The sequence below is a fragment of the Planktothrix prolifica NIVA-CYA 540 genome, from assembly GCF_963864145.1.
GTDB classification, from domain to species: Bacteria; Cyanobacteriota; Cyanobacteriia; order Cyanobacteriales; family Microcoleaceae; genus Planktothrix; species Planktothrix agardhii.
The window spans coordinates 4,195,446-4,221,814 of the sequence record NZ_CAWLTW010000001.1 but is presented as its reverse complement, the minus strand read 5'-3'; the positions used below and the strand labels follow the sequence as shown (position 1 = coordinate 4,221,814).

Sequence of the window (26,369 nt, the reverse complement as noted above, 5' to 3'; positions counted from 1 at the left end):
CGAGAACAGGGAACAGGGAATAGGCTGCGCCGTGATCGTTGGTCTTAAACAATATGATCAGGCTCCAGGGGACAAGGATACTGCTGATCCCCAGTTTCCACTTGTAGGGTAGGATGGTCGATGTCAAAGTGATGATGCAATTCCTCACTGATATGGGTTAAAAAGCTATCTCCTGGACAGCCTTCGGGCATCACCAAATGGGCTGTCAGGGCTGTTTCTGTGGTACTCATGCCCCAAATATGAAGATCATGGACTTGTGCCACCCCAGGTAACTCTTGCAGAAAAGTCCGTACTGCTAGGGGTTCGATGTGCTTGGGTACCCGATCCAAAATTAATCCTAGGGCATCCCGCAGTAGGTTCCAAGTCCCTACCACAATCACGACCACAATCACTAAACTGATGGCGGGATCAAACCACAGCCACCCTGTGAGTAAAATGGCTATGCCCGCGAACACCACCCCCAGAGAAACCAAGGCATCGGCGGCCATGTGCAGAAACGCACCCCGAATATTAATGTCTTTCTTACCCCCAGAGAAAAACAAGAGGGCGGTCAGGGTATTGATCACGACCCCCACCCCAGCCACCCAAATTAGGGTCATACCAGGCACGGGAGTGGGTTCTTGGAGTCGGCGCAGGGCTTCCCAGGTAATGCCTCCCATCGCGAGTAGGAGCAGAATTCCATTCAGTAGGGCGGCTAAAATTGATGATCGTCGCCAACCATAGGTATAGGTTTGATTGGGCGGAAGCTGGGCCAGGTAACTAGCACCCCAGGCCAGTAACAGCCCCAAAACATCACTTAGGTTGTGTCCGGCATCGGCTAGTAGTGCCAGGGATTGGCTAGTTAATCCAAAGGCGACCTCAATCAACACAAAGCCAATATTTAAGCCAATACCGATTTGAAAAGCCCGGGTATAGGTTTTTGGAGTATGACTATGGGAATGACTATGGGAGTGATGATGAACCACAACGGAGATCCTAAATAACTATTTATTCATAATATTAACACGGGGAAGTCGATGTTTAAATCCACAAAGAATTTCATAAGAAATTGTACCAATAGTATTCGCCCAATCATCGGCAGAAATCGAATATTCTCCATCTTCACCTAATAATGTAACAACTTCTCCGACCTGTAAATCTGGAATTTCACTCACATCTAACATGATTTGATCCATGGTAATTGTGCCAATTTGAGAAACTAATTGACCTCGAATTAAAACCTTAATTTTATTAGAAAGATTCCGAGGAATACCATCGGCATAGCCAATGCCAATCACGGCAATTTTAGTTTGCTTTTTAGCAATAAATTGATAGCCATAACTGACTCCTGTTCCGGCTTCAATGGTTTTAACTTGCGTTACCCTGGCTTTAATTTGCATAGCGGGTTTTAAAGTAACTACAGAGGTTAAATGAGTGGCAGGATAAAGACCATAAACACTTAATCCAATTCGCACCATATCATAATGTAAATTCCGATCTGCTAATGTTGCCGCGGAGTTGGCAATATGTAATAATGGAAATTGGGGATCAGCATCCGATTGCCAATGATCTCGGATTTCATTAATTACATTTTCATAGCGATAATGTTGTTGTCGCATCACCGTGAGATCGGGACTATCGGCCGTGGCAAAGTGGGAATAAATTCCGGCTAATTCTAAATTAGGTAATCGTTGAACTAATTTAAAAAATTCTAACCCTTGTTGCCAGGGAGTTCCTAACCGTGACATTCCGGTATCAATCTTAATTTGAACTGCTAAAGATTGATCTAATTTATTTAAAGTTTCTGAAAATAATAATGCTTGTTGAGGTGTGCATAAAGTCGGTTGCAGTTGCCAATGGGCGATCGCTTGGACTTCTTCGGCCGTATGGATCGCCCCCAATAGTAATATCGGTTGCTTAATTCCGGCTTCTCGCAATTCTATCCCTTCTGGGAGGGTGGCAACGGCTAACCACTCAGCCCCCGCCTGACAAACGGTTTTAGCCACGGAAACCGCCCCATGTCCGTAGGCGTCGGCTTTGACTACCGCCATTAATTTTGTTTGGGGAGATAATAAACCTTTAAGCTGGCGGATATTTTCAGCGATCGCCCCTAAATCCACTTCCACCCACGCCCGTTGACGAATCCCAACTTCTATCTCCGAATTGAACAAAGTCCTGTTTCCAATAGAAATAGATTTTCCAGTAACCATATTTTTGCCGTTTAACCCCTGAAGGGGTTAAGCTGTGTTAATATCGGTCAAATCTTATCGCAAAATCTAGCCAATGGGTAGTGTTTTGGTATTGAACGCCTCCTATGAGCCTCTCAATATTACGACTTGGCGACGGGCGGTTGTCTTATTACTCAAAGAAAAAGCCGAACAGGTTGAGCATAATGGAAAATTCCTTCTTCCCGATTTTCCCTTGCCCACCGTGATTAGGCTGCGACACTATGTTCGAGTTCCCTATAAAGATATTCCCCTCACCCGAAGGAATATACTGCACCGGGATAGCCACTCTTGTCAATACTGTGGTCATACCGGAGAGGATTTAACCCTAGATCATGTTATTCCAAGGTCTCGCGGGGGCGGGGATACCTGGGAAAATTTAGTTTCAGCCTGTGTTTGCTGTAATGTCAGAAAGGGCAGCCGCACCCCCAAAGAAGCCGGAATGATTTTGCGGATAACACCGCGTAAACCCCATAGCAGCCTCTATTTTGAGGTGACTCGGCACGTTAAAAGCGGTATGAATAAAGAATGGCAAAAATATGTAATTGGTCTTTAATTTTGCATTCAGTTGAATGGGGAGACAGGGGAAGCAGGGGAGGTAAACTCTTTCTATTCCCCATTACCCATTACCCATTACCTATTCCCTATTACCCATTCCCTGTTCCCTTTTTAAACAATTTAAAATCGTTCTGTTTCTGACCTACCGGGGGTTTGAATGCTTCCGGGTTGATTAATAAACAGGTTAGCTGCACCGTCGTTTTGATAAATACAGTTAATGGTGGGATTACTTTCTAATTCCCCCGTAAATCCAAAGGTATTCATTCGTTGTCTACAATCTCGCTCTTGTTCATTATTCAGCAGATTCCGTTGTTTTAAAATTGCCCAGTTACTGGTACGCAGAACACATCCTGGTTGGAGTTTGGGCTGTGTGACATAGACATTGAAGGGGTTTAGGGTGACAAAGACACGCAAATCCGTGACCATCGCGCTGGCACCAAATTTAATACAGGTTTCGGTATTCGGTGCATTTTGGTCAATAAATTGGCTAGAGGCTACGTTGGATGGGTTTAAGGTGGTGGTGGAACTGATCGCAATTCCAATCCCAATTCCTAAAATCAGTACCCCGCCAATTACTGCTAAAGCCGTGTAATTAAATAGCGAAGGTTTAGCAGGTGCCATTTTGGTTCTACGTCTCATATTAACTCAACAGGGTTGAAACACTCAAACTAGAGTAGAGTATATTCCTTCTGATATGTTATCGCGTTTGGCCGTTGGTTGTGAGTTTTTAGCGTTGTTGGTTAGTGTTGTTGGTTGTTAGCGAGCGAGGACGCTCGCACTACTCGCTCCGTAACTTTCAACCGCCAATATTCAGTAACCTTGTCGCCATCGCAATGATTCATTAAACTATTATGTACAGTCTAATAATTTATAAATTCTGTTCACCCTCAACCCTTTAATTTTTTCAAAAAGGAGAAAAAGCCGTGTCTGTTGAGACAGTACAAAAGAGTGCCACCGTTAGAAAAATTGCTCCCCGTTATCGGGTTTTACTACATAACGATGATTATAATTCCATGGAGTATGTTGTCCAAGTGTTGATGACAACGGTTCCCAGTTTGACTCAACCCCAGGCGGTGAGTATTATGATGGAGGCCCATACTAATAATCTGGCTTTGGTGATTACTTGCGCTCAAGAACACGCGGAATTTTACTGCGAAACCTTGAAAACCCATGGACTGATTAGCACTATTGAACCGGATGAATAAACCTCCTAAAATATAGGGAAATTGGTTTGAAATACGATCTTGAATTTTTAAGGGAATATCCTGCTTTTCTGAGAATTGTTATTTTTCTCCTGGTTTTGGTGTTGCTTTGGCTACCCTTGGCGGCACCTTTTTATTTTTTTATTAGCGATCGCAATTTTGTTAGTATTATTACGTTAATTTTACTCTATATCGAGTTTATTATTTTAATTCACTTCTGGGCAAAATTAATTTATCGTGAATCTCGTCCTCTAATTCGCTATGGTTTAGTTTTTAATCCTAAAAATTATCAAAATTATCTCAAAGGATTATTATTAGGATTATTCAGTTTAATGGGATTATTTATAATCGAATCTATATTCGGTTGGGTAATATGGCAACCTGCAAACCCTAATTTTTTAAGCATTATTTTAGAAGGGTTTTTAGTTGCCCTTGGAATTGGTTTTGCTGAAGAATTATTTTTTAGGGGATGGTTGTTAGATGAACTAAACCGGGATTATAACCCTAAAATTGCTTTGGGAATTAATAGTATAATTTTTGCGGGGTTACATTTTATTAAACCCTTGGCAGAAATTCAAAGAACTGCTTTACAATTTCCTGGTTTAGTGTTATTAGGATTAATATTAGTTATCTCAAAACTAGCTTGGTTTCCGGCTTCTTCTAATAGTTTGCGGTTAAGTCCCTCCGGTTGGTTGGGTTTACCCATGGGGTTGCATGGGGGTTTAGTTTGGGGTTATTATATAATTAATGTTGGGCAATTAATTAATTATTCTGATACGGTTTCTGAGGCTATTACCGGAATTGATAAAAACCCCTTAGCGGGGGTGATGGGGTTATTTTGTTTGAGTGCAATTGGAATTTTTATCTGGTATAAATCGTTATTTAGAAAATTAAAATAGGGAACACCGGAACAGCCCCCCCAAACCCCCCGTGCACGCAGGGCTTGGGGGGAGGGAACGCCGGAACAGTAAGCAGTGAATAATTTATCAGGAAAATTACCATTTTAAAAAATCTTTGTTGGGCTTTAGTTCCAAGATGGGAGGGCTAAAGCCCAACAACACCCAACAACAAGGGTTAATAAACCTGACCATCTGGCATCGTTGCACCATGCAAAATGGCATTTTGTAAATCCACTCCATTGAGTTTGGCATTTCGCAAACTGGCGCCTGTTAAATTCGTTCCTTCTAAACAAGCTCCATCCAAATTTGTTCCCCACAAATAGGCGCCTTGAAGATTAGCACCCGTTAAATCTGCACCGGATAAATCGGCTAAATTGAGATTAGCTTTACTCAAATCTGCGTTTCTCAAATCTGCATCGCGGAGGTCAGCTTTCATTAAGTTAACTAGAACAAATTGCGCTCCTCTTAATACACTTTCATGCAAATCTGCTTGTTGTAAATTTGCTCCTTCCAGATTGGAAAATCGCATTTGAGCAGCCTGTAATGATGTTCCCGTGAAGTTTACACCAGACAATTTTGCCCCACTCAATTTCACATTATTCAGGTCTAGTCCACTAAAATCAATTTCTTCTAAATCTAATCCATTCAGAAATGCACCATTCAAGGTGACTCCGTTTAACTGTGCCCCTCTTAAATTCGCCCCACTTAATCTAGCTCCGGTTAAATTTGTCCAGTTTAAATTGGCGTTTTCTAAATTAGCAGACCGGAGATTAATTCCCTTTAAGTTCGCGCCACATAAATTCACTCCGGTTAAATTGGCACGAAATAAATTTACACAAAATAGAATCGCACCACTCAGTTTTGCATTAGTCAAATCGACGCCATTTAATTGGGCACCTTGGAGGTTAGCTTTAGTTAAATCGGCTTCAATTAATTGGCTGCCTTTCATTTTGGCATAGGTTAAATTAGTTCCATATAAAAATGCTCCGTTCAAGTTAGTATTGAGGAAGAAAGAACGTTCTAAATAGGCTCTTGCTAGGGAAGCATCTTTTAAATTTGAACTCGATAGGTTGGCTTGATTGAGGGTGACTCCAATTAAATTCTCCGCTACAAGATCTAACCCTCGAAAATCCCTTTCTCCCCGAAGATATCGATCAACAATTTCACTGCTTTTCATGGTATTATCCTCTAACTCTAATTGAATAATAATTCAGAGAAAATAACTTTTTTTCAGAAAACTTGCTGATGATAATTTTTTGACTTAATCAGGGTTTAATTTTAATGCACTTAGTTCTGATTAAGATTTATTAAATATCCAATATTTTCTTGAAAAAAGTTAGTGACTTTAGGAATAATACTGAAATTACTTGAACTCCGATTTTGATCGCTTTGACAGAGATCACCCTTAAAATTTTTACACAAATCGATCTAGCTTTCGTTCAATATCAGTTTTATTTTGTCTCTATTAATCAGTATACAATAACAATTGTAATTTAATGGTTTATAAATTTTTGTAAACTTTTTGAAAGATTTAAACATCTCAATTCTTAGATTTTCCCTGGTTTGGGAAAGGGGGAAGTGGACATTAGCCCGTCCATCCTCGAAAATAGCATGGCTAGTTTCCACCCTAGAAATTATAGGTAATTTTACTATCTGTAGATTCAGAATTTATTGTCTGGAAGACTGAGGAAATCAGAAAAATAAGATAGCGATCGCGCCTTTTTTGGTACAATAGCGGTGATTTGTTTGGTGCAACTAACAGCAACTATTAACCGTGAGTAAAGATTTATTTGCCCGTGAAGCCTTAACTCAAATTCCTAAAATTTTAACCTTATTGGATAGAAATCCCCATAGTCCAACCTATGGCTGTTTTGATCGAAATTTTTGGCATTATAAAACTAAAGATTTTGCCAATGGGAGAATGCAAGAATTAGTATTACCCCTAGCTTTAGTTTATGATCTACCTATTTCTGATAATCCCTATTATCAACAACCTGCGATTAAAACCTGGGTAGAATCGGGTATTATTTACCAGACTAATAGCGTTTATAATGATGGTTTTTGTGATCAAAATTTCCCATTAGAACATTCTACGAGTGCCACGGCTTTTTCCCTATTTGCAGGTTTAGAAAGTTATCATTTATTGGGGTTAATGAATTATGAAGCCCTACAATGTTTTGAACATCAAGCCCAGGGGTTAGCCTATTGTAAATTTAGTCAGAGTGCCAGTCAGGAAGCGTTAATTCTTCTGTGTTTAGAAAGGTTGGGTCAAATGTTACAAACCTCTAAATGGCATCGAATTAAAGCCTCTCGTTTAGAACGGTTATTATCTTTACAAAGTCAGGAAGGATGGTTTAAAGAAAGTGATACGTTTGATCCAGGTTATCATAGCTTAACCATTTCTTTTTTAGCTCAATTAGATGATTTGAGATCGGATTTACGGTTAAAAGAGTCCTTAATTAAAGCCGTAGAATTAGCCGCCTATTTTATTCATCCCGATGGGTCGCATGGTGGGGAATATGGTAGTTTTAATACCTATCAATTTTTTCCCTATGGGTTTGAATTAGTGGGGGAATGGCTACCGGATGCGTTAAGAATTAATGACCGATTTTTACAAGGAATTAAAAATGGGTTATCCGCTTGTTATGGGGATGATTATTCGTTAGGAAATCAGGTTTGGAATTATTTACTTACTTGGCGCGATTTTGTCCCTGGAAGACCCCAACCTTTAGCGCGAGATGTAGCAAGTATTTGGTTAAAGGAAGCAGAAATTTTAATTAAACGTCGTCCCCATGTTGAATTATATGTAGCTTTAAATAAAGGCGGAGTTTTTAAGCTATTTCGGGAAAATAAACTGCTATTATCAGATACTCATTTTTCCCTTAAGGTTCGTCAGGGTCGTCAAATTAAAAATGCTGTAGCCCATTTAATGAGTGCTTATACAATTCATGTCGAACAGGATGAGATTTTAATTGAAGGAGGATTAAGTTGGGTTAAATCTAATCAATTATCTTCGTTTAAATTAGTTTTAATGCGAGTTTTAATGTTAATATTAGGTGGGTTTTTCTCAAAGCAAATTCAGAGGTTAAATAGTTCTAAAATTGTTCTAGGAAAACAAGATACACCCTTTAGATTTACCCGGCGATTTCGTTGGGAAAAAAATCAATGGCATATTATTGATGAATTATATGCTGATTCTTGGCGAGGGGTGATTTCCGCCGGAATAGGTTGTGATCAAACTTCCATGGATATTCCCCTAAGTCGCACATTTCAACGGGGACAATTACAACCCTGGTTAGATGTAACAGATGAGATTAGAAAGTTAACTCCAGGTCAATGTTTGAAATTAGAAAGACGGTTTTAAGAGATAATTTTTATTATGTGAGTTTACTTTGTGTGAGGATTATTTTCAGTGATTAAAATAACGAATAACCGATGGTTTCATCCTGGTTTACTATTATTTTGGGTAGGACTAGGAATTTTATTGCGCTTTCTGGGTTTAGGAAATAAATCAGCATCCAGTATTGAAATTTCTACTTTAGTATTTAGTTTGGGTCACGGACTAAAAACTATTCCTTTAGATCAAATTATTTCAGCAGATATTTTATTATCGCCTTTGCGGTTTGAAACTTCTAGTCAACCTGCGGATATTCTTAATCATTTATTGACTGAAAGTAATCATCCCCCCTTATATTTTTTAATCAATCATTTCTGGATGAATTTATTTTCTAATCAGGGAGAATTAGTTTCCTTAACGGTGGCGCGTGCTCTCAGTTCTATTTTAGGGGTTTTATCAATTCCGGCTATTTTTATTTTAAGTTATTTTGCCTTTAGGTCGCTGATTTTTGCTCAAATTACCGCCGGATTAATGGCGGTTTCTCCCTACGGAATTTATTTATCACAGGAAGCGAGACATTATACATTAACCATACTTTTTATGATCGCATCTTTAGGCTATTTAGTCAAGGCAATTAGAAGTTTAGAGGGAGAAAAATCTTTATCTATGATTCAAGTTATAGGTTGGATTATTGTGAATGGATTAGGAATAGCCAGTCACTATTTTTTTATTGTGTTATTAGGGTCATCAGGGTTAGTTATAGGGGGATTTTGGTTAAAGGATTGGCGAAATAAATTAGGCATATTTAGACCATCTTGGCTGAGGATTTATGGAGTAATTTTAGGAACATTAATCAGTGGATTAGTTTGGATTCCAATTTTACAAAGTATTCCCAATGATCAACTCACAGACTGGATAGAAACTCAATTTAAGGGATTAGGATTTATAGAGCCTTTATTTCGGTTATTTGCTTGGTTAATTACCCAAATATTTTTATTACCCGTCGAAGCAACACCGATAATTATAACTATAATTTCAGCCGTGATTCTATTAACAGTTTTTATTTGGATTAGTCCGGGTATAATTCAAGGAATTAGGTTAAATCTTCAATCCTCCGAGACTCAACTAGAAACTAAAATTTTTTCTGGTGTGTTTATTAGTATTATTTTACTGTTTTTAATTTTAATCTATGGACTCCAAAAGGATGTATCCCTGGCGGCTAGATATCAATTTGTTAGCTTTCCTGTGTTTATTTTAATTTTGGGTTCCGCATTAGGTATAATTTGGAAAAATCCCACACTTACTAATTATTCTTGGGTTTCACTTCCGCCTATTTTGCAAGCGAATGGCAAAAAAATTGTGATTGTCACCTTAATAATGGGATGTTTGGGTGCTTTAACGGTTGCGGGAAATTATGGGTTTCAAAAATCCCAAAGATCGGATCGTTTAGCAAGTTATATTATTAATCAAGCTAAAACATCTGTGATTATTGCTACAACTCAACAAACCCACGCAGAAACTCGATCTTTGATGGGATTAGGATTAGAATTTAAGCGTCAGCAGGCTAAAAAGTTACCCGAATTTATGTTAGTAAAAAAAACAGATACTCCTTCCCCTACTTTTACAACTGCTTTAACTCAAGTTCAACGTCCCTTTGAATTATGGGCGGTGAATTTAAAAGATAATACGGATTTTAGTCAATTCCGGTGTCAACAAGATCCCCGTCCTCAACCTAAATTTAATGGATACCGATATCGACGATATTATTGTCGATAGTTGGGTTATGATTTGAGGTTGATCAAATAGGATAAGTTCAAATGCAATTATCTCTAACCCTGTCTCCGATAAAATTAGCTAAACGCCTAACAATGGGAGTAGGATTTTTTACTTTCACCAGTATTCTGATACAAATTGGTAGGTTTGGATTTAATTATCGAAAAGATTGGACAGCGATGTTTAATGTTGATCGAGAGATGAATTTACCTACTTGGTTTAGTGCATTTATGTTAGCGTTTTGTGCTTGGTTATTAGGTGCGATCGCCTCTGCAAAACAAGCTGAACTTGAACAACAAAATAGCTTAACTGATCCTAATGATAATTCTTCGGTAAAATATCGTTATTTCCAACAATGGAAATGGTTATCAATTATTTTTTGGTTATTCGCTATTGATGAAGTAGCTACCATTCATGAAATTTTAATTATTCCTGATATTGCTAAAGGGTTAAATTTACCGCCTTTTTTACGTTCAATGTGGGTAATTCCAGGCATAATTTTAGTCATAGTTTTTCTGCGTAAATATTGGAAATTTTGGTTACATCTTCCCCGAAAAACCCGTGATTATTTTATTTTAGCAGCATCTTTATATATTGGCGGAGCTTTATTTATGGAAATGGTTGGGAGTGTGGTGGCGTTTTATTACCATCAACAAAGTCTAATTTATTCATTAGTAGCCATTGTCGAAGAAATTATGGAAATGATGGGAGTAATTGTGTTTATGTATGGACTGTTAGTTTATATTCAAGAATGGCAAGAAAAAATTAATCTTGAGATTAAAATTTTGCCACAATAGGCTATATAATAAAAGGATATGATTTAGGTAGGAGCATAATATGGTTATGCAAGTGAAACCCCTCCTCTATTCTCAAGAGGAGTATTTCAAACTCGAAGAAACCGCAGAATTTAAACATGAATATCGAGATGGAGATATTATTCCCATGAGTGGAGGTACAACAAATCATAATCAAATTGCTGGAAATGCTTATTTTCAACTCAAACTAGCGTTAAGAGGTCAAAAATATAGATTATTTATTGGGGATGTCCGTCTATGGATGGCCGAACATCGGTTATACACCTATCCTGATTTAATGGTGATTAAAGGGGATGTTATTTATCATGAAAATCGCAAAGATACGGTTTTAAACCCCTTAGTAATTATAGAAATTTTATCTGAATCAACGGGAAGTTATGATCACGGAGATAAATTCAAGTATTATCGTTCTATTCCCGAATTTCAAGAATATATTTTAATCGATCAATATCAATATTCTGTTGAACAATTTGTAAAAACAGAAACGGGAAAATGGCAAGTTAATTTTTATGAGTCGGTGGATTCTATTTTAACATTAAGCACCCTTGACTTTTCCATCAATTTAACCGATCTCTATGAACAAGTTAACTTTGAAACCTCAGAAACATAAAATTCTAACGTCCCATATTCCGTTTCAACTGTTCTAATTCTTCATCCATTTCCCATTGTTTGAATTTCCCTTCTAAGGAATCATTAAAAGAATTAGAACTACCATAGGATTTACTCTGATTCCAACCCTGGGTTTCCCTGGAATTTTGAGGGTTTTCTTGAGCTTTTGATTTGCTACGGTTAGCTTCAACTTCTGCGGCTTTAACCTTAACTTCTTTGTGACGTTGTTGAACTTGATAATAGAGTTCTTTAGATTTTTGAATCCGTTCTTTAACCCCTTGCATTTGTCCCCAAAGTTGATTCCCTTGGCGCAAAAATCCCGCCTCTCGCTCTTGAGCCGCCGCCACTAAATCTAAACGATTAGCCGCCTGTGCTTTTTTCACCCATTTATGCCATTTCTGGACATCTTGAGCCACTTCTAAAATTTCCGCTTGTAGCTTTTTTTCCTCTCGGTTCAACTCAGCAATTAATTTTAAGGTATCCTCCTCCTGTTCCCGCAACTGTTCTTCTAAAGCTTGCAATTCTAAATGAGGATTATCCTTGAGAAACTCCTCTAACCGAGTCTCAAAAAAATTACTAAAATCTTCAAATAAACCCATAATTAAATATTAAATAGAAAAGAACAGTAGAGACGTGCCACGGCGCGTCTCTCTCCCAGGATTAACTGAATTAACTGATTTAGAACTGTTGTCCCACAAAAATTGTTTTAACCTCCCCATTCCGACGAATAACGGCTTGCTGGTTCACCACTTCCACCAGTGACCAACCACTCGCACCAATGGTTTCACCCACATAAATCCGACGGGCTACTCCATTAATTTCAAACAGAGCCGCCGAACGATCGCCCAATTCCAAAATCCCCACTAAAGTATGGGCCGTTGCTGGGGTAGGGTTTGTCGCCGTTGACTGTTCTGCGGGGGTTTCCGTCACCGCAGATGGAGGTGGTAATGGAATAGTTGCCGCCGGGACTCCCTCCCGAACTTGAGGAGTTGCGGGAGTAACTTGGGTGGGTGTAGCGGGTTTAGCCTGGGTTGTGGGGGTTGAAGCTCCTGTTTTTGCAGGAGCTACGGGAGCAGCACCCGAACCTCGTCCACCTGGAACCGCAACGGAAGCAGGTGCGGGGGGCTGGGTTTGTTGTCCCTTAGCCAAGTTTTTCATCACCTGTTGAGACAGAGATGCGGTTTGATTAGAGGCATCTTGAATCGCTCCAGCCACTCGGTTAATGGCTGCGACGAGGTTATTGGTATCCACCACGGGAGCCACGGGAGCCACGGGAGCCACGGGCGGAGTCCCAGGAACGGGCAGGGTCGGTAGGGTGGCATTGGCCACGGGAGGAGGTAATAGGGGCAAGCCTAACCCTGTTTGTTGATTCTGTTGTTCAATATTGGTTAGCGATCGCTCAATATAATTGGAAAATTGAATATCCGCTTTGGTCTTGGCATCTAATACGGGTTCGGGGGCAACCGCCACAGGTTCCGGGGCAAATAAACGCCCTAGCCCTCCCCGGGTCGCCAACCATAATAATAGTGTGATAAATAGCGATGAAAACGCCGCAATTAATAGAATCCGATCCAACGAGGGAGAGGGCTTTTTAACACTCGCATCGCGTAATTTGTCTTTGTCTTCTTCTTCCTCCCGTGGCATCGGGGGTAGAATAATTTGAGGGACTTTAATCGATTTTAGGGAGACAAATTCTGATTTGACCGCTTCCTTGGGTAGCCGAGATTTTCCCTCGATCGCCCGATCAACATCAGAAAAAAGGTCATCCATCAGTTCATCGGCCCATGCTTCTACCGATATTGGTGCTTTGGCAATTGGCACTTGGGAGAATTCCAACCGGGTTTTACTCATTGTTTCTTGAGGCATTGATCGCTCCTGTTATCTGTAAATCCTTAACCTCGATTTATTGATGATACAGCTATTGTATTGATATTTTTATATCATTTCCGACATTTAGCCCATTGTTGAACTAAAAATTAGACTTTATTTCTGGGCTAGGATAGCTTTTGCTTGTTACCAGAGGGCGTCTAAATTCCTCTAAACTGTATTCCGATAAAGGGCGACCGCAATATTCCTCAACCTTGGATAACCTTTTAATAAAACGATGATTAGTTTCCTGTAACCCAATATGGGGATCTAAATCATACCAACGGGCTAAATTAATTAAGACAAATAAAATATCCCCTAATTCTGCTGTTTATCCTCAAAAGATAATTGGTCAATTTTTTCGGCAAATTCACGAACTTCTAAAGATGGCATAATAACTTACCACAAATAAATATTGATAAATTTCTCCTATTATAGCATTATTTTGAATGTTATGCTAAAATAGGTTAAAAAAGTACAGAGTCAGATAGCTATTATTATATACTTGAATCCAGTTTTAATCATGCAAAATTTAACTTTACCCAAACTTGAAACTTTACCTGAAAATTTTTCCTTAGAAGGGATAATTAGCATTACCTTAATAGAAGGAATTACTATCTTTCGTGCTTCTGAAAAGATTCAAAGTAGAATTGAAACTTTACTTGAGAGACAAAAGAAAGCAGTATTAACTCTTGAAGAAGAAAAAGAATTAGATGCTTATGAAGAATTAGATGATTATTTAAGTTTGGTAAATCGGACGATTCGCAATCTTTATTCAACTCAGATTTAACGAAAAATATTATTTTTAATTTATGGATAAAAATACTCCTAAAGAAGTTCGTAAACGAGCAAAATATTTGTGTGAATATTGTCATGCTTCAGAAAAATGGCAATATGTTCAATTTACGATTGATCATATTATTCCCCTTGATCAAAGTGGGGCAAATTCTCCTGATAATTTAGCTTTAGCTTGTTTTCATTGTAATCGTAAAAAATCTAATAAAATTACGGCTACCGATCCAGAATCAAATTTAGAAGTTTCTTTATTTAACCCCCGTTTACATGATTGGAAAAATCACTTTATTTGGTCAAAAGATAAACTCTACATTATTGGCTTAACCTCTATAGGACGCGCTACTGTACAATTGTTAGAATTAAATAGAAATAGAATTATTGATATTCGTGCTGCTGATTTAATTGCAGAAAGACATCCACCCAGTGACGATCCAATTTTAGCTAATGAAATGTCATCAGAATAATTATTACACAGATCAGTAATTATTAGATTTTTCTCCTATTGTTCTCACATACTCCCGAAAAAGACAAGATAAATTAAACAAAATGGTATCGCCTTTGATTTTAGCAACTAAATACCGTTGTTGTAAAGATTTTAAACCATTAATTAAGTCCATTGAGGACAAGTCTAAATGTTGTCTTAAATCTTCTCTGGAAACAGGTTGCTCAAATTTGCTCAATTCTAAAACAATTTTTTCTTCGACGGGTGAAAGTCTGTTGAATAATTGCTGAAAGTGCGATCGCATTTCTTTAGTAATTACCAAACTATCCTCAGCTAAAAACTCAGCTACATCCCCATCAAAAACATCTTTAATTAAAAGAGCAACATCTTTCAAATACATCGGATTTCCTTGATATTTTTCAATCAACTTCAACCCGCTATCCGCATCTTGTTTTAATCCTATCCCTGACAAAATTTCCCCATCCTCTAAACCGGATAATTTTAAAGATTTAATCGGATATAATTCCTCATCCAAACATTCCATTTCTGCACATTGTTCTTGACTAATTAAAATAAGATGACTTTGATGTTCTGTTTCTGTGATTAGTTTAAAAAAGTTTTGATAATCTTGATAAACACTTTGATATTGTCCAGAAAATTCACCCTGGGTAAAAATATTATGAACGTCATCAAGGATAATCAAACATTTTTTATCCGTGAAAACATCAAATAATTGTTTTAAGTTGTCATCTCTAGTTGCTTTTAATTCTTGCTTACAAGTATTCAATAAATCATCAATAAGTAATTCTAAAGATTTGGGATATTTTAAACTTTTCCAGATAATCACCTCAAATTTATCTAAATTCAAATCAACCCATCTTTTAACTAAAGTTGTTTTCCCTATCCCAGATAATCCTAAAACTGAAATCAAACGAATATTATTATCTAATATCCAACTAGAAAGGGCTTTAAGTTCAGACTGTCTATTATAAAAACTGATTATTTTGGGAGCTAAGGTTAAATCGTGATAAACTGATTTAGATAAAGCATTATTTAACTTTTCTTGACTATTCTGCTTTGAATTATATAAAATTTCTGGACTATAATTAAAATTATGATTACCATTTTGACAAATATTTTGATTTTGAGAGGATGTTATATTTAATCTTTTAAAAGTAGACCTAAAATTAGACTTATTAATATCTTCTCCTAATTGTTGAGATAGAATTTCCCATAACTTATAACCCACATCTCTAACCCGACCTTCACTGTGGTTACATTCTTCTGCTATTTCTCTATAAGTTTGATTCTGCCATACACCTTTAATTACTGCTTCTTGAAGATTATCTAGGTGTTTTCCTGTTTGTGAAAAAACTAAGTGATCAGCTATTTGTAAAATATCTGTAATTATCATAAAAGCCAGATAGAGTAATAATTATAGACATTATACCTTGATTTAATCAGGTATTTTACGACAATTCAAGATTTTATCAGAAATATTTATTAATAAAAGACACGATTTAATCAGACATTTTGGGATTGTAGGTAAAATTGCTCAGTTGATAGAATCAAAGGTAGGGAAACTTAAAAGATTAACAATCTCATTTATCTTGAGAGGGATGGTAAGGATGAATTCACTACAAAGAGCTATTTTACTCGTTGTTTTAACTTGTACAACAGCCACAGGAATTGTTATCAGTAAACAGGAAAGTATTCTAGCCCGTCCATGTGGCAGTGACATTTTCAGCAGAATTGGATGTGGTCTTGACCCAACGAACCCTGCTAGGAATGGCGGTGTTGTGGGCCCGGCTATAAATTCTGGCAATGAGGAACAAAGAAACTGGTTTGCAATTTATTTCAAAAACAAGTGCAATGTTCCCATACAAGTCGCAATTCTTCAATATTTTCCTGCTGATACTGGTGGTGGTAGCGGTTCAGAGTCAGGCGTTGCGTTGTACATTTCTGAAAAGTGGGAACCCAGAGGATGGTGGAGGCTCGAACCGGGCGAAACAGCGCTGCTCGCCAACCAAAACATTAACCGAAACTTTTACTACTACGCTGAGTCTATCGGAGGAGAAGGAATAGTTTGGAGTGGTAATGATGCTCAAGATAATCTTAAGGGTCGAGATCTATCTTTTAAGAAAGTAAATATGGGAGAAAGTTTTGTTGATTTCACTCAATCGCTTTCTTGTAGTTCCGCCCGCTAGGTTTTAATGAAACAAAAAATTCAGCAAATAAAACTTAATTGAGTGGCTTAGTAAACAAATAGTTGAACAGTCGCTCAATAAATGTCTTGCAAAACTCTGTAAAAACCTTCATTATTATATTTCTAAACAAAGTTTACTCTTGATCTCTTTCTTGGTGTCTTCGTGTCTTTGTGTTTCTTTATTTCCTGTTAATTCTTTGGCATAAAAGCTCAGTTGTTCATCACCACTAATAAACCAGATTAAAGTATGAGTATCAAGTAAATATTTCATTACATATAATCCTTGAAATCTTCTAAGGGCTCATCAAAATCAGGTGACATTGAAATTAAACCTTTTGCACTCCCGAATTTTCTTTGTACAGCAGGAGTAATATTAAACGTCTTTTTAACCTCATTCGTCAAAGAATTAGATGGGCTCAGTTCAAAATTGTTAGAAATAGTAATTTCTTGCATTAATTGTTGTAATAACCATTGTTTATCCTCAAGGGATAACTGGTTAATTTTTTCGGCAAATTCACGAACTTCTAAAGAGGGCATAGTAACTTACCACAAATAAATATTGATAAATTTAACCTATTATAGCATTATTTTGAATGCCATGCTATAATAGGTTAAAGGAGTACAGAGTCAGATAGCTATTGTTATACAATTGAATCCAGTTTTAATCATGCAAAATTTAACTTTACCCAAACTTGAAACTTTACCTGAAAATTTTTCCTTAGAAGGGATAATTAGCATTACCTCAATAGAAGGAATTACTATCTTTCGTGCTTCTGAAAAGATTCAAAGTAGAATTGAAACTTTACTTGAGAAACAAAAGCAGGTATTATTAACTATTGAAGAAGAAAAAGAATTAGATGCTTATGAAGAATTAGATGATTATTTAAGTTTGGTAAATCGGACGATTCGCAATCTTTATTTAACTCAGATTTAACGAAAAATATTATTTTTAATTTATGGATAAAAATACTCCTCAAGAAGTTCGTAAACGAGCAAAATATTTGTGTGAATATTGTCATGCTTCAGAAAAATGGCAATATGTTCAATTTACGATTGATCATATTATTCCCCTTGATCAAAGTGGCGCAAACTCTCTTGATAATTTAGCTTTAGCTTGTTTTCATTGTAATCGTAAAAAATCCAATAAAATTACAGCTAATGATCCAGAATCGAATTTAGAAGTTTCTTTATTTAATCCACGTTTACATAATTGGAAAGACCACTTTATTTGGTCAGAAGATAAACTCTACATTGTTGGCTTAACATCTATAGGACGTGCTACTGTACAATTGTTAGAATTAAATAGAAATAGAATTATTGATATTCGTGCTGCTGATTTAATTGCAGAAAGACATCCACCCAGTGACGATCCAATTTTAGCTAATGAAATGTCATCAGAATAATTATTACACAGATCAGTAATCATTAGATTTTTCTCCTCTTGTTCTTACATATTCCTCAAAATTTCTGGGCTAGGATGGCTTTTGCTTGTTGCCAGAGGGCATCTAATTCCTCTAAACTGTATTCTGATAAAGGGCGATCGCAATATTCCTCAACCTTGGATAACCGTTTAATAAAACGATGATTAGTTTCCTGTAACCCAATATGGGGATCTAAATCATACCAACGGGCTAAATTAATTAAGACAAATAAAATATCCCCTAATTCTGCTTGTTGATGCTCCTTATCAGTGCCTTGAATTGCTTCTTTAAATTCGGCAACTTCTTCCTCAAATTTATCCCAAACCCCCTCAATATTATCCCATTCAAAACCGATAGATGCGGCTTTTTGAGAAATTTTCATTCCGGCAATTAATGGAGGTAATTGTCGCGCATAACGGCTTAATTTAGCACTAAAAGTTTTAGTTTCGGGTGTTTCTCCTCGCTCATTTGATTTGATTTCTTCCCAATTTTGCCTAACTTCTTCGACACTATTAACTTCCACTTCCCCGAATACATGAGGATGGCGACGAATTAATTTTTCTGTAATATTATTGGCAATTTCTTCTAAGGAAAATTGATTTGATTCCCCGGCAATTTGGGCTTGTAAAATTACTTGTAATAGTAAATCCCCTAATTCATCGGCGATCGCATTTTGATCCCCGCTACGAATTGCGTCTACTACCTCATAGGCTTCTTCGATAATATAGGGTACTAAAGTTTCTGGTGTTTGTTCCAAATCCCAAGGACATCCCCCCTCTGGCGATCGCAATTTGGCAACAACATCAATTAAGTTTTGTAGAGCGATTAATGTAGGATTCAGGGTGATATTTTCGGTATTACTCATTTTAAATCCTTGAATTTTATGATCAAAAAAGGTTTATTTTTTAGGACGACGGGGAGATTTTTTAGCAGTTGTGGGATTAGATTTTTGACGTTTAGGTTTAATTGGGGGAAGCTCCAATTCGTGAGACTCAGACACTTGACGCTTGGTTTTTTGGGGTTTGGGTGTTTCCCTGATCTCTGTTTGAGTTTTTCCGGTTTTTAGCCATTTTCTAAATTCTTTATATAAAGAGTTAGACCAGTCACTAAAAGAATGACTCATGGCTCCCATTTCTAATCCTAAATAAATGGCGATACATTCCCTCGGATAATTGGAGAGCGATCGCAAACTATTCTGCAATATTTCTAAAGGTTCCCTATTTAGTAACTCTAAATATTGTGCCACCATTAACCCCAAAAATCCCAAAATTCCCAGACCTCCTCCTAAATAAAGAATCCTCAAAGCCGTCCCAATAAAAGGCCCATGGGATAAAAAGGAGCGATGGCGCAAACTGTTTTGGTAGGGCGCCCAGAAACACCGCAACATCCCCCAGCGTTGAAACTGTCGGGAGTTGATATCTAAATCGGGGCCAAACATGAGGCCACTAAACAGGAAACTCCCCGTCACCAGAAAGGTGAGGTGACTGCTGCGGGTTTGGCTAAAGGTTAAGCCCGCAATAAAGGGTAAGCTCCAAAGAGTTATCTGGTCGTGGGTTTGACCTGATGGCATGGGGTAAAATGATCAATCAGGGAAAATAGGGTTGTGATTCTAAAAGTTTATGCTATAATAGCCGAATGTGTTAATCGGGCGGTTAACTCAGCGGTAGAGTGCTTCCCTTACAAGGAAGAGGCCACAAGTTCGAATCTTGTACCGCCCATGATTTTAAATCTTAATAGAATTCATCAACTCGAATAATAGCAGGGTAATTATGTCCAAATTAGGTTATTTTCCCTTATTATTTTTAGGATTATTAATCGGTTGTCAACAAAATAGCGATCGCATTCCCACAAATTCCTCCATTTCCGTTGCGATCGAAACCCAAAATAATATTATCATAAAACCATTATCCCCCCAACCGATTCGGATTAATTTAGAAGACTTACCGCCACCTTTCCATAGTGAGAGTGCATCTAAACCTCCCCAAGTTATTCCCATTCCTAATAACCCCGTTTTAAATGTTCCCCCCGGATTTAAAGTTAATATCTTTGCCGAAAATTTAGATAATCCTCGGTGGTTAGCCTTAACTCCCGATGGTGATGTATTAGTAACAGAAACCAAACAAAACCGGATTCGGTTATTAAAAGATACCAACAAAGATGGGGTAGCTGATCAAATTACAACCTTTGCAGATAGCAAAAATGGCTTAAATATTCCCTTTGGAATGGCATTTTCACCCGGTTATTTTTTCTTGGGAAATACAGACGAAGTTAGACGTTATTCCTATAATAATCAACAGCAACTCACGGGAACAGGCGAAAAAATAGCGGAGTTACCTGGAGGCGGATATAACCAACATTGGACACGCAATGTTGTTGTTTCTCCTGACAATCAAAAACTCTATGTTTCCATTGGTTCAAAAACAAATGTGAGTGAAGAAAATCCTCCCCGTGCATCAATTCAAGTGATGAATTTAGACGGGTCTAATCAACAAACATTTGCTTATGGATTAAGAAATCCTGTGGGGTTAGACTTTCATCCAGAAACCAAAGAACTTTATACAACTGTTAATGAAAGGGATGGGTTAGGGGATGATTTAGTTCCTGATTATTTTACCCGTATTCGTTCAGGAGAATTCTATGGCTGGCCCTATAGTTATTTTACACCTAATAATTTAGATCCGCGTCATGTTCAAAATGGTCAAAGTGTCCGCCCGGATTTAGTTAAAAAAACCTTAAAACCCGATGTTTTATTTCAAGCCCATTCAGCCGCTTTAGGATTACAATTTTATGATGGTAATACCTTCCCAGAACCCTATAAAAAAGGCGCATTTGTAGCGTTTAGAGGTAGTTGGAATCGCAATTCTGGTACGGGATATAAATTAGTTTTTATTCCTTTTAATCAAGGTCGTCCCCAGGGATATTACGAGGAATTTTTAACTGGATTTTTAGTTAATCCTGCTATTCCTGAAACTTGGGGTCGTCCGGTGGGTTTATTAGTATTACCCGATGGAAGTTTGATTTTTACTGAAGAAAGTAATGGCCGGATTTATCGGGTTCAATATTCTCCCTAGGTTGGGTTGAGAATAATATGAAATCTGATTATAAATGCTACAGATGATCCCCCCTGTTCCCTCCCCCCCTAGCCCCCCGTGCACGGGGGGTTTGGGGGGGCTGTTCCGGTGTTCCCTGCTATATACGTCTTTTTAATCCAGCTTCTAAATTTTTTCATTGTGGCGTTTCGTCCCAATATTTTAATTTTTTGTAAATATTGAGGGATAATATCAGTTAAGGGTAAATTAGGGAAGGTGGGACTATATTGTGTTTCTTGATAGTTGCCATTTTGCAAAATATAGATTTTTAATATGCCGTTTTCAAATCTCCAAAGTTCAGGAACCCCTAATGTGGCATAAATATCAAGATGGGTGCGGGAAGTAATATCAATTTCTAAAGCCAAATCTGGAGGGGGATCAATTGTTAAATCTAATCGGTTTTTATTTCTAACTAAAGCTTCATTTTGAATAAAAAAACAGTTATCTGGTTCTATTCCTTGTCGCATAAGTTGATTTTTGAATGTAGTTGAACCCAAAGGGAAAAATTCTATATCGAGTTCTTCTAGTAAAGCTTTGATCAAATCGCTAACAAGTTCTTTGCTAAATTCATGTTCAGGTAAGGGAGTCATAATTTCTAAGGTTTCATTTGCATAAGCAATTCGGGATGAACGATGTTCACCTAATTCATCTAATAGGGTTTCAAATTCTTGCCAAGTAATCTGATTAAATATCACGGTTTGTCCAGGGGGAACGGTGATTTGTTTCAGTTCTAACAACATCGTTAAACCTTTGGTAACAATCAGGAGCCTAGTTAAATTGTAGAAGCAATTACCCCTTTCCTCCCGAACCCCCTTAACTATCCGCGATGGGTAATTCCCTAAATGCCCCTTTTGTGGCAATCTATTAATCAATAGGAAAAAAAATTCCGATCGCTATATTGACAAACATCAATTATTAACTATGCAAACTTTACCTATTCCTACTCAAACCCCGGCTAGTCAAACATCGGTGGATACGATGATTCACCGCCGTCAAACCCGTCCTGTCCAGGTAGGGACGGTTACTATTGGGGGCGGTCATCCCGTGGTTGTCCAATCAATGATTAATGAGGATACGATGGACATTGAGGGGGCGACGGCTGCGGTGCGTCGTCTGCATGAAATTGGCTGTGAAATTGTGCGGGTGACGGTTCCCAGTGTGGGTCATGCCACCGCCGTAGGGAAAATTAAACAGAAATTAGCCGAAACCTATCAACCTGTGCCCCTGGTGGCGGACGTTCATCATAATGGCATGAAAATTGCTTTGGAAGTGGCAAAATATGTGGACAAAGTAAGAATTAATCCGGGGTTATATGTATTTGAAAAACCGAAAAGCGATCGCACGGAATACACCCCAACTGAATTTAATGAAATTGGTGATAAAATTAGACAAACCTTAGAACCTTTAGTCGTATCTTTGCGCGATCAAGGTAAGGCGATGCGAATTGGGGTAAATCATGGTTCCTTAGCCGAAAGAATGTTATTTACTTATGGTGATACCCCGGAAGGCATGGTGGAATCTGCATTAGAATTTATTAAAATTTGTGAATCTTTGGATTTTCAAAATATTGTTATTTCCCTGAAAGCTTCCCGGGTTCCGGTGATGGTGGCGGCGAACCGTTTAATGGTGAAACGGATGGATGAATTAGGCATGGATTATCCCTTACATTTAGGGGTGACGGAAGCCGGAGATGGAGAATATGGCCGAATTAAATCAACGGCGGGAATTGGCACTTTATTAGCAGCAGGAATTGGTGATACAATTCGGGTTTCTTTAACTGAAGCTCCTGAAAAAGAAATCCCGGTTTGTTATAGTATTCTGCAAGCTTTAGGACTGCGGAAAACCATGGTTGAATATGTGGCTTGTCCTTCCTGCGGTCGAACTTTATTTAATTTGGAAGAAGTCTTACATCAAGTTCGTGAAGCCACAAAACATTTAACGGGTTTAGATATTGCGGTGATGGGATGTATTGTTAATGGGCCCGGAGAAATGGCCGATGCTGACTATGGTTATGTCGGTAAACAACCGGGTTTTATTTCCCTATATCGGGGTCGAGAGGAGATTAAAAAAGTCCCTGAAACCCAAGGGGTTGAAGAATTAATTAGTTTGATTAAAACTGATGGTCGTTGGGTTGATCCTTAATTAATTCAAAGCAGTGCGAGCGTCCTCGCTCGCTAATTAATATTGATAACTACTTTTATATCCTGAACCAAGAATCAATACCGGAAAGCTGAAACCTGTGCTAAATTGGGCGTATTGATATTGAAATTTCTATTTTCTAGTTCAGCAAACCGATGATTATTTCGAGAAGTGGGCTGGTTCTTGGGGCGACGGCAATGATGTTAACGGCTGTAACCGTTGCCGGAGCAGGAATTCATCTTTCTAGTCAGGCATCCTTTCGGGAAAGCCCAAAGGAGTTGATTGATGAAGTTTGGCAGGTGATCCAAAAAAGTTATGTTGATGGCACCTTTAATCAAGTGGACTGGGTGGCGACCCGCACCGAGTATTTAAACCGGAACTATGCCGACGATGAACAGGCTTATAAAGCCATTCGGGAAATGTTGAAGAAGCTAGATGACCCCTATACTCGCTTCATGAACCCCGAAGAATTCAAAAATATGCAAATTGACACCTCCGGGGAGTTAACGGGGGTAGGGATTCAATTAACCCAGGATGAGAAAACGAAAAAATTAGTGGTGATTTCACCCATTGAGGATTCCCCCGCATTTAGTGCTGGGGTTCAATCCCAGGATATTATTACTGAAATTGATGGTCGCAGTACCGAGGGCATTGATATTAATGAAGCGGTGAGTTTAATTCGTGGCCCGGTGGGAACGAAAGTTAATATTAAAATCCTGCGGGGGGATAAACCTTTGGATTTTAATATTACTCGCGATCGCATTGAAATTCATCCGGTTCGTGCTTCTAAAAATCCTAGTTCTAAGGGAGATATTGGTTATATTCGCCTAAATACTTTTAGCGCTAACGCCGCCGAAGAAATGCGGGATGCTATTAGTGATTTAGAAAAACAAAATGTTTCGGGTTATGTCCTAGATTTACGCTCAAATCCTGGGGGTTTACTTTATTCTAGCGTTGAAATTGCGCGGATGTGGCTGAATCAAGGAGATATTGTTTCTACGGTGGATCGCCAGGGTGAAACTGACCGTGAAAAGGCAAATAATCGAGCTTTAACGAGTAAACCATTAGTGGTTTTAGTTGATGGCGGATCGGCCAGTGCTAGTGAAATTTTATCCGGTGCATTACAGGATAATAAACGGGCGCTTTTAGTCGGAACAAAAACCTTTGGTAAAGGGTTAGTTCAGTCGGTCAGGGGCGTTGGCAAATCTTCGGGTTTAGCAGTAACTATTGCTAAATATTTTACCCCCAGTGGTCGAGATATTAACCATGAAGGCATTCAACCGGATATTAAAATTGAACTCACCGAAAAACAACGGGATGAGTTAAGAAAAGATCGGACTAAAGTTGGAACAATTGATGATCCTCAATATGTGAAGGGGTTAGAAATTCTCGGTGCTGAAATTTCTAAAACTAAACAGGGAACTCAAACTAAGTCTAAGTAATTAAAAGTTGTTGGGCTCGTTGTTGGGCTCGTTGTTGGGCTCGTTGTTGGGCTCGTTGTTGGGCTTTAGCCCCATCTTTCCGTGCTTTATCCCAGAAAGATTGGGCTAAAGCCCAACAACTAAAAAGCGTTTTTGCGATTATTTTCAAACAGAATCTTGTTCAAATAACCAAACATCATCCTGATGATATTTTAATTGAAAATCAGGATGATTTTTTAATCGGTTTACTAATTCGATTACTAATTCGGGAGAACTCGGCCATCCGGGGTGACGTTGGTTTAATAAAACATATTGAAAGGGTTTTAAATCGGTCTGTTCTCGTCCTTGGATAGCTAATTGTAGGATAGGACGGTGGGTAAGGTGGGGGGTAATTTTATCCGTGGTTAAAACAGGATTTTGGGTTTTAATATAGGTTAGGGCTTCCCGTGTAGCTTGCCAATTATCGAGGGTTTGGAGATATTTGGAGGCAAAATAACCATATTTTGCTAAGGCGAAAAAGCAAATTAAAGACCATAAAATTATCCATTTTTTTTGTTTTATCCATCCTCCTCCTGTTGCTAAATTGGCAATAATAGCTAATAAAAGAAAAGGCAAAATTGCTAAGGAATATTGTTGCGTTAAGTTCTTCATTTGGGGATTTTCGGCTAACAGATTTAAAAATAAAATTGGTGTCGCACAAATTAAAGGAGTTAAATGTCGCCAAGAGAGTCCCCAAATTAAGGGAATTAAGAGTAAAATTAAATATTCTAAATTAGCTAAAGTGAAAATTTTACTTAATACTAATCCAGGTTTTAATATGATATTTAAGCTGATTTCAAATAGAGAATTTCCCAGGAAACTATAGACTCCAACGGCGATGGGTGGGGCTTGGGAAAAGTGGGGGATAATCCATTCTGTAGAGAGGAAAAACCAGCATATTCCTGAAAGAATTGCGATCGCAGCACAACGGCGTTTTTTCTCAAATAGCCATAACCATATCCCCATTGTTATTAATAATAAAGATAAAACTTCTTTACAGCCTAAAATAATAAAAATCGAGATAATAAATCCTAAAATATGATTATTTCTAGCCGCTAAAATAGCATATAAAATCGCAGGTAAGGCGATTACTTCCGGGTGAAAATCAAATAAATTAACATTAAAAATTAAAGGATATAATAGATAGACAAATCCTAGGGTTTGGGCTTGGGTTTCTTTTAATCCTGCTTGTAAAGATAGCTGATAAGTGGGTAATGCACCGAGGGAAAGGGAAATTGCTTGAATAGCAAATAACCAATGAATATCGGGGTAAAGTTTATAAAATAGGGCAATAATATACAGAATATAGGCGGCATGATCCCCTAGAATATGTAATCCTCGAAAATAAACAAAGGGTTCTTTTCCCTGACTAATTAAGTAAATTCCATTATCAAAAATTCCTAAATCATAGGCATTAGATTGAAAGAAAAAATGACGTAAACTACTACAAGCAAATAAAATTAAGCTGCTGATAATAACTCCCGTTAATACGGGATAAACTTTAATTTTTTTTCTGAAAATAATATCATTTTTTATCTTATTTATTAAAGATTC

29 protein-coding genes, 1 tRNA gene and 1 pseudogene are annotated in these 26,369 nt (G+C 37.8%); 16 read left to right on the top strand and 15 right to left on the bottom strand.

The annotated features are described in order from the left end of the window. Positions 1 to 44 precede the first annotated feature (44 nt). Together AC559H_RS18590 and alr are read right to left on the bottom strand one after the other, a co-directional pair. Complete coding sequence (locus tag AC559H_RS18590; RefSeq protein WP_026795314.1) at positions 45 to 965, bottom strand: cation diffusion facilitator family transporter; 921 nt, start codon at positions 963 to 965, stop codon at positions 45 to 47. An 18-nt stretch (positions 966 to 983) separates the two neighbouring features. Next, positions 984 to 2,189 (bottom strand): alanine racemase, encoded by a 1,206-nt coding sequence (gene alr / locus AC559H_RS18585; protein ID WP_026795315.1) that lies wholly within the window; start codon positions 2,187 to 2,189, stop codon positions 984 to 986. A gap of 73 nt (positions 2,190 to 2,262) precedes the next feature. On the opposite strand from alr, the gene AC559H_RS18580 reads away from it, so the two are divergent. Then, positions 2,263 to 2,760, top strand: coding sequence for an HNH endonuclease (locus AC559H_RS18580; RefSeq protein WP_026788079.1), 498 nt, complete (start codon positions 2,263 to 2,265; stop codon positions 2,758 to 2,760). Between the two features lie 122 nt (positions 2,761 to 2,882). Here AC559H_RS18580 and AC559H_RS18575 read toward each other — a convergent pair whose 3' ends face one another. Next, positions 2,883 to 3,401: a DUF3172 domain-containing protein gene (locus AC559H_RS18575; protein WP_026788080.1), complete on the bottom strand. Its 519-nt coding sequence runs from the start codon at positions 3,399 to 3,401 to the stop codon at positions 2,883 to 2,885. A gap of 284 nt (positions 3,402 to 3,685) precedes the next feature. Here AC559H_RS18575 and clpS point away from each other — a divergent pair, with 284 nt between their 5' ends. Continuing rightward, positions 3,686 to 3,967, top strand: coding sequence for an ATP-dependent Clp protease adapter ClpS (gene clpS / locus AC559H_RS18570; RefSeq protein WP_026788081.1), 282 nt, complete (start codon positions 3,686 to 3,688; stop codon positions 3,965 to 3,967). Positions 3,968 to 3,993: 26 nt separating this feature from the next. Next, on the top strand, positions 3,994 to 4,863 hold the full coding sequence (locus AC559H_RS18565; protein WP_026795316.1) for a CPBP family intramembrane glutamic endopeptidase: 870 nt from the start codon (positions 3,994 to 3,996) through the stop codon (positions 4,861 to 4,863). Between the two features lie 175 nt (positions 4,864 to 5,038). On the opposite strand, the gene AC559H_RS18560 is transcribed toward AC559H_RS18565, so the two are convergent. Next, complete coding sequence (locus AC559H_RS18560; RefSeq protein WP_026795317.1) at positions 5,039 to 6,040, bottom strand: pentapeptide repeat-containing protein; 1,002 nt, start codon at positions 6,038 to 6,040, stop codon at positions 5,039 to 5,041. A 597-nt stretch (positions 6,041 to 6,637) separates the two neighbouring features. Between AC559H_RS18560 and AC559H_RS18555 the strand changes: the two genes are divergently transcribed. Genes AC559H_RS18555 through AC559H_RS18540 form a run of 4 tightly spaced genes read left to right on the top strand, consistent with a single transcriptional unit; the run spans position 6,638 to position 11,398 of the window. Further along, positions 6,638 to 8,227: a hypothetical protein gene (locus AC559H_RS18555; protein ID WP_026795318.1), complete on the top strand. Its 1,590-nt coding sequence runs from the start codon at positions 6,638 to 6,640 to the stop codon at positions 8,225 to 8,227. A gap of 48 nt (positions 8,228 to 8,275) precedes the next feature. Further along, on the top strand, positions 8,276 to 9,976 hold the full coding sequence (locus AC559H_RS18550) for a glycosyltransferase family 39 protein (protein ID WP_026795319.1): 1,701 nt from the start codon (positions 8,276 to 8,278) through the stop codon (positions 9,974 to 9,976). A 41-nt stretch (positions 9,977 to 10,017) separates the two neighbouring features. Continuing rightward, on the top strand, positions 10,018 to 10,770 hold the full coding sequence (locus AC559H_RS18545) for a DUF8692 domain-containing protein (protein WP_026795320.1): 753 nt from the start codon (positions 10,018 to 10,020) through the stop codon (positions 10,768 to 10,770). A gap of 40 nt (positions 10,771 to 10,810) precedes the next feature. Further along, positions 10,811 to 11,398 carry a Uma2 family endonuclease gene (locus AC559H_RS18540; protein WP_026795321.1) on the top strand — a complete coding sequence of 196 codons (588 nt, stop codon included), beginning with the start codon at positions 10,811 to 10,813 and terminating at the stop codon, positions 11,396 to 11,398. A 4-nt stretch (positions 11,399 to 11,402) separates the two neighbouring features. Here the strand turns inward: AC559H_RS18540 and AC559H_RS18535 are convergent, their stop codons facing one another. The 3 genes and pseudogenes from AC559H_RS18535 to AC559H_RS18525 all read right to left on the bottom strand — a co-directional run. Next, positions 11,403 to 11,996, bottom strand: a complete 594-nt coding sequence (locus AC559H_RS18535) for a TIGR04376 family protein (RefSeq protein WP_026795322.1) — start codon at positions 11,994 to 11,996, stop codon at positions 11,403 to 11,405. 79 nt (positions 11,997 to 12,075) lie between these two features. Beyond that, entirely contained in the window at positions 12,076 to 13,263 is a 1,188-nt protein-coding gene (locus AC559H_RS18530; RefSeq protein ID WP_026795323.1) for a hypothetical protein, read from the bottom strand. 147 nt (positions 13,264 to 13,410) lie between these two features. After that, positions 13,411 to 13,591, bottom strand: a pseudogene (locus AC559H_RS18525) (nucleoside triphosphate pyrophosphohydrolase); the annotation flags it as partial. Between the two features lie 195 nt (positions 13,592 to 13,786). On the opposite strand from AC559H_RS18525, the gene AC559H_RS18520 reads away from it, so the two are divergent. Further along, on the top strand, positions 13,787 to 14,053 hold the full coding sequence (locus AC559H_RS18520) for a hypothetical protein (protein WP_026795324.1): 267 nt from the start codon (positions 13,787 to 13,789) through the stop codon (positions 14,051 to 14,053). 22 nt (positions 14,054 to 14,075) lie between these two features. Beyond that, complete coding sequence (locus tag AC559H_RS18515; RefSeq protein WP_026795325.1) at positions 14,076 to 14,522, top strand: HNH endonuclease; 447 nt, start codon at positions 14,076 to 14,078, stop codon at positions 14,520 to 14,522. Positions 14,523 to 14,534: 12 nt separating this feature from the next. Here AC559H_RS18515 and AC559H_RS18510 read toward each other — a convergent pair whose 3' ends face one another. Further along, positions 14,535 to 15,914, bottom strand: a complete 1,380-nt coding sequence (locus AC559H_RS18510; RefSeq protein WP_026795326.1) for a helix-turn-helix domain-containing protein — start codon at positions 15,912 to 15,914, stop codon at positions 14,535 to 14,537. A gap of 214 nt (positions 15,915 to 16,128) precedes the next feature. On the opposite strand from AC559H_RS18510, the gene AC559H_RS18505 reads away from it, so the two are divergent. Continuing rightward, positions 16,129 to 16,707, top strand: coding sequence for a DUF1036 domain-containing protein (locus AC559H_RS18505; RefSeq protein ID WP_026795327.1), 579 nt, complete (start codon positions 16,129 to 16,131; stop codon positions 16,705 to 16,707). A 114-nt stretch (positions 16,708 to 16,821) separates the two neighbouring features. Here AC559H_RS18505 and AC559H_RS18500 read toward each other — a convergent pair whose 3' ends face one another. Both AC559H_RS18500 and AC559H_RS18495 read right to left on the bottom strand, forming a co-directional pair. Next, a complete protein-coding gene (locus AC559H_RS18500; protein WP_148292255.1) occupies positions 16,822 to 16,977 on the bottom strand; it encodes a PIN domain-containing protein in 156 nt (51 codons plus the stop codon). Then, positions 16,977 to 17,243 carry a DUF2281 domain-containing protein gene (locus tag AC559H_RS18495; RefSeq protein ID WP_051319452.1) on the bottom strand — a complete coding sequence of 89 codons (267 nt, stop codon included), beginning with the start codon at positions 17,241 to 17,243 and terminating at the stop codon, positions 16,977 to 16,979. The genes AC559H_RS18500 and AC559H_RS18495 overlap by 1 nt, the downstream gene beginning before the upstream one ends. Positions 17,244 to 17,373: 130 nt before the next feature. Here AC559H_RS18495 and AC559H_RS18490 point away from each other — a divergent pair, with 130 nt between their 5' ends. Both AC559H_RS18490 and AC559H_RS18485 read left to right on the top strand, forming a co-directional pair. After that, on the top strand, positions 17,374 to 17,640 hold the full coding sequence (locus AC559H_RS18490) for a hypothetical protein (RefSeq protein WP_026795329.1): 267 nt from the start codon (positions 17,374 to 17,376) through the stop codon (positions 17,638 to 17,640). Positions 17,641 to 17,662: 22 nt separating this feature from the next. Continuing rightward, positions 17,663 to 18,109: an HNH endonuclease gene (locus tag AC559H_RS18485; protein WP_026795330.1), complete on the top strand. Its 447-nt coding sequence runs from the start codon at positions 17,663 to 17,665 to the stop codon at positions 18,107 to 18,109. A gap of 55 nt (positions 18,110 to 18,164) precedes the next feature. Here AC559H_RS18485 and mazG read toward each other — a convergent pair whose 3' ends face one another. Both mazG and AC559H_RS18475 read right to left on the bottom strand, forming a co-directional pair. Then, complete coding sequence (gene mazG, locus AC559H_RS18480; protein WP_026795331.1) at positions 18,165 to 18,992, bottom strand: nucleoside triphosphate pyrophosphohydrolase; 828 nt, start codon at positions 18,990 to 18,992, stop codon at positions 18,165 to 18,167. Between the two features lie 33 nt (positions 18,993 to 19,025). After that, positions 19,026 to 19,697 carry a metal-binding protein gene (locus AC559H_RS18475; RefSeq protein ID WP_071782589.1) on the bottom strand — a complete coding sequence of 224 codons (672 nt, stop codon included), beginning with the start codon at positions 19,695 to 19,697 and terminating at the stop codon, positions 19,026 to 19,028. Positions 19,698 to 19,773: 76 nt separating this feature from the next. Here AC559H_RS18475 and AC559H_RS18470 point away from each other — a divergent pair. Both AC559H_RS18470 and AC559H_RS18465 read left to right on the top strand, forming a co-directional pair. Next, a tRNA-Val gene (locus AC559H_RS18470) sits at positions 19,774 to 19,845 on the top strand. 51 nt (positions 19,846 to 19,896) lie between these two features. Beyond that, a complete protein-coding gene (locus AC559H_RS18465; RefSeq protein ID WP_043938959.1) occupies positions 19,897 to 21,198 on the top strand; it encodes a PQQ-dependent sugar dehydrogenase in 1,302 nt (433 codons plus the stop codon). 68 nt (positions 21,199 to 21,266) lie between these two features. On the opposite strand, the gene AC559H_RS18460 is transcribed toward AC559H_RS18465, so the two are convergent. Beyond that, positions 21,267 to 21,956 carry a Uma2 family endonuclease gene (locus AC559H_RS18460; RefSeq protein WP_043938957.1) on the bottom strand — a complete coding sequence of 230 codons (690 nt, stop codon included), beginning with the start codon at positions 21,954 to 21,956 and terminating at the stop codon, positions 21,267 to 21,269. A 181-nt stretch (positions 21,957 to 22,137) separates the two neighbouring features. On the opposite strand from AC559H_RS18460, the gene ispG reads away from it, so the two are divergent. Next, on the top strand, positions 22,138 to 23,358 hold the full coding sequence (gene ispG / locus AC559H_RS18455; protein ID WP_026795333.1) for a (E)-4-hydroxy-3-methylbut-2-enyl-diphosphate synthase: 1,221 nt from the start codon (positions 22,138 to 22,140) through the stop codon (positions 23,356 to 23,358). Between the two features lie 152 nt (positions 23,359 to 23,510). Beyond that, positions 23,511 to 24,797 carry a carboxyl-terminal processing protease CtpC gene (gene ctpC, locus AC559H_RS18450; protein ID WP_026788099.1) on the top strand — a complete coding sequence of 429 codons (1,287 nt, stop codon included), beginning with the start codon at positions 23,511 to 23,513 and terminating at the stop codon, positions 24,795 to 24,797. On the opposite strand, the gene AC559H_RS18445 is transcribed toward ctpC, so the two are convergent. Then, the gene (locus tag AC559H_RS18445) at positions 24,790 to 24,945 is read right to left on the bottom strand and encodes a hypothetical protein (RefSeq protein WP_155806316.1); all 156 of its coding nucleotides are present in this window, start codon (positions 24,943 to 24,945) and stop codon (positions 24,790 to 24,792) included. The genes ctpC and AC559H_RS18445 overlap by 8 nt on opposite strands. After that, positions 24,942 to 26,276 carry a DUF2079 domain-containing protein gene (locus AC559H_RS18440; RefSeq protein ID WP_272944317.1) on the bottom strand — a complete coding sequence of 445 codons (1,335 nt, stop codon included), beginning with the start codon at positions 26,274 to 26,276 and terminating at the stop codon, positions 24,942 to 24,944. Before AC559H_RS18440 ends, AC559H_RS18445 begins: the two co-directional genes overlap by 4 nt. Positions 26,277 to 26,369 lie beyond the last annotated feature (93 nt).

Bases quoted from the DNA above. Each gene is read 5' to 3' on its own strand.
- alr (WP_026795315.1), bottom strand. From the start codon at position 2,189: ATGGTTACTGGAAAATCTATTTCTATTGGAAACAGGACTTTGTTCAAT.
- AC559H_RS18580 (WP_026788079.1), top strand. From the start codon at position 2,263: ATGGGTAGTGTTTTGGTATTGAACGCCTCCTATGAGCCTCTCAATATT.
- AC559H_RS18575 (WP_026788080.1), bottom strand. From the start codon at position 3,401: ATGAGACGTAGAACCAAAATGGCACCTGCTAAACCTTCGCTATTTAAT.
- AC559H_RS18560 (WP_026795317.1), bottom strand. From the start codon at position 6,040: ATGAAAAGCAGTGAAATTGTTGATCGATATCTTCGGGGAGAAAGGGAT.
- AC559H_RS18545 (WP_026795320.1), top strand. From the start codon at position 10,018: ATGCAATTATCTCTAACCCTGTCTCCGATAAAATTAGCTAAACGCCTA.
- AC559H_RS18540 (WP_026795321.1), top strand. From the start codon at position 10,811: ATGGTTATGCAAGTGAAACCCCTCCTCTATTCTCAAGAGGAGTATTTC.
- AC559H_RS18535 (WP_026795322.1), bottom strand. From the start codon at position 11,996: ATGGGTTTATTTGAAGATTTTAGTAATTTTTTTGAGACTCGGTTAGAG.
- AC559H_RS18530 (WP_026795323.1), bottom strand. From the start codon at position 13,263: ATGCCTCAAGAAACAATGAGTAAAACCCGGTTGGAATTCTCCCAAGTG.
- AC559H_RS18520 (WP_026795324.1), top strand. From the start codon at position 13,787: ATGCAAAATTTAACTTTACCCAAACTTGAAACTTTACCTGAAAATTTT.
- AC559H_RS18515 (WP_026795325.1), top strand. From the start codon at position 14,076: ATGGATAAAAATACTCCTAAAGAAGTTCGTAAACGAGCAAAATATTTG.
- AC559H_RS18510 (WP_026795326.1), bottom strand. From the start codon at position 15,914: ATGATAATTACAGATATTTTACAAATAGCTGATCACTTAGTTTTTTCA.
- AC559H_RS18505 (WP_026795327.1), top strand. From the start codon at position 16,129: ATGAATTCACTACAAAGAGCTATTTTACTCGTTGTTTTAACTTGTACA.
- AC559H_RS18500 (WP_148292255.1), bottom strand. From the start codon at position 16,977: ATGAAATATTTACTTGATACTCATACTTTAATCTGGTTTATTAGTGGT.
- AC559H_RS18495 (WP_051319452.1), bottom strand. From the start codon at position 17,243: ATGCCCTCTTTAGAAGTTCGTGAATTTGCCGAAAAAATTAACCAGTTA.
- AC559H_RS18490 (WP_026795329.1), top strand. From the start codon at position 17,374: ATGCAAAATTTAACTTTACCCAAACTTGAAACTTTACCTGAAAATTTT.
- AC559H_RS18485 (WP_026795330.1), top strand. From the start codon at position 17,663: ATGGATAAAAATACTCCTCAAGAAGTTCGTAAACGAGCAAAATATTTG.
- mazG (WP_026795331.1), bottom strand. From the start codon at position 18,992: ATGAGTAATACCGAAAATATCACCCTGAATCCTACATTAATCGCTCTA.
- AC559H_RS18475 (WP_071782589.1), bottom strand. From the start codon at position 19,697: ATGCCATCAGGTCAAACCCACGACCAGATAACTCTTTGGAGCTTACCC.
- AC559H_RS18465 (WP_043938959.1), top strand. From the start codon at position 19,897: ATGTCCAAATTAGGTTATTTTCCCTTATTATTTTTAGGATTATTAATC.
- AC559H_RS18460 (WP_043938957.1), bottom strand. From the start codon at position 21,956: ATGTTGTTAGAACTGAAACAAATCACCGTTCCCCCTGGACAAACCGTG.
- ispG (WP_026795333.1), top strand. From the start codon at position 22,138: ATGCAAACTTTACCTATTCCTACTCAAACCCCGGCTAGTCAAACATCG.
- ctpC (WP_026788099.1), top strand. From the start codon at position 23,511: ATGATTATTTCGAGAAGTGGGCTGGTTCTTGGGGCGACGGCAATGATG.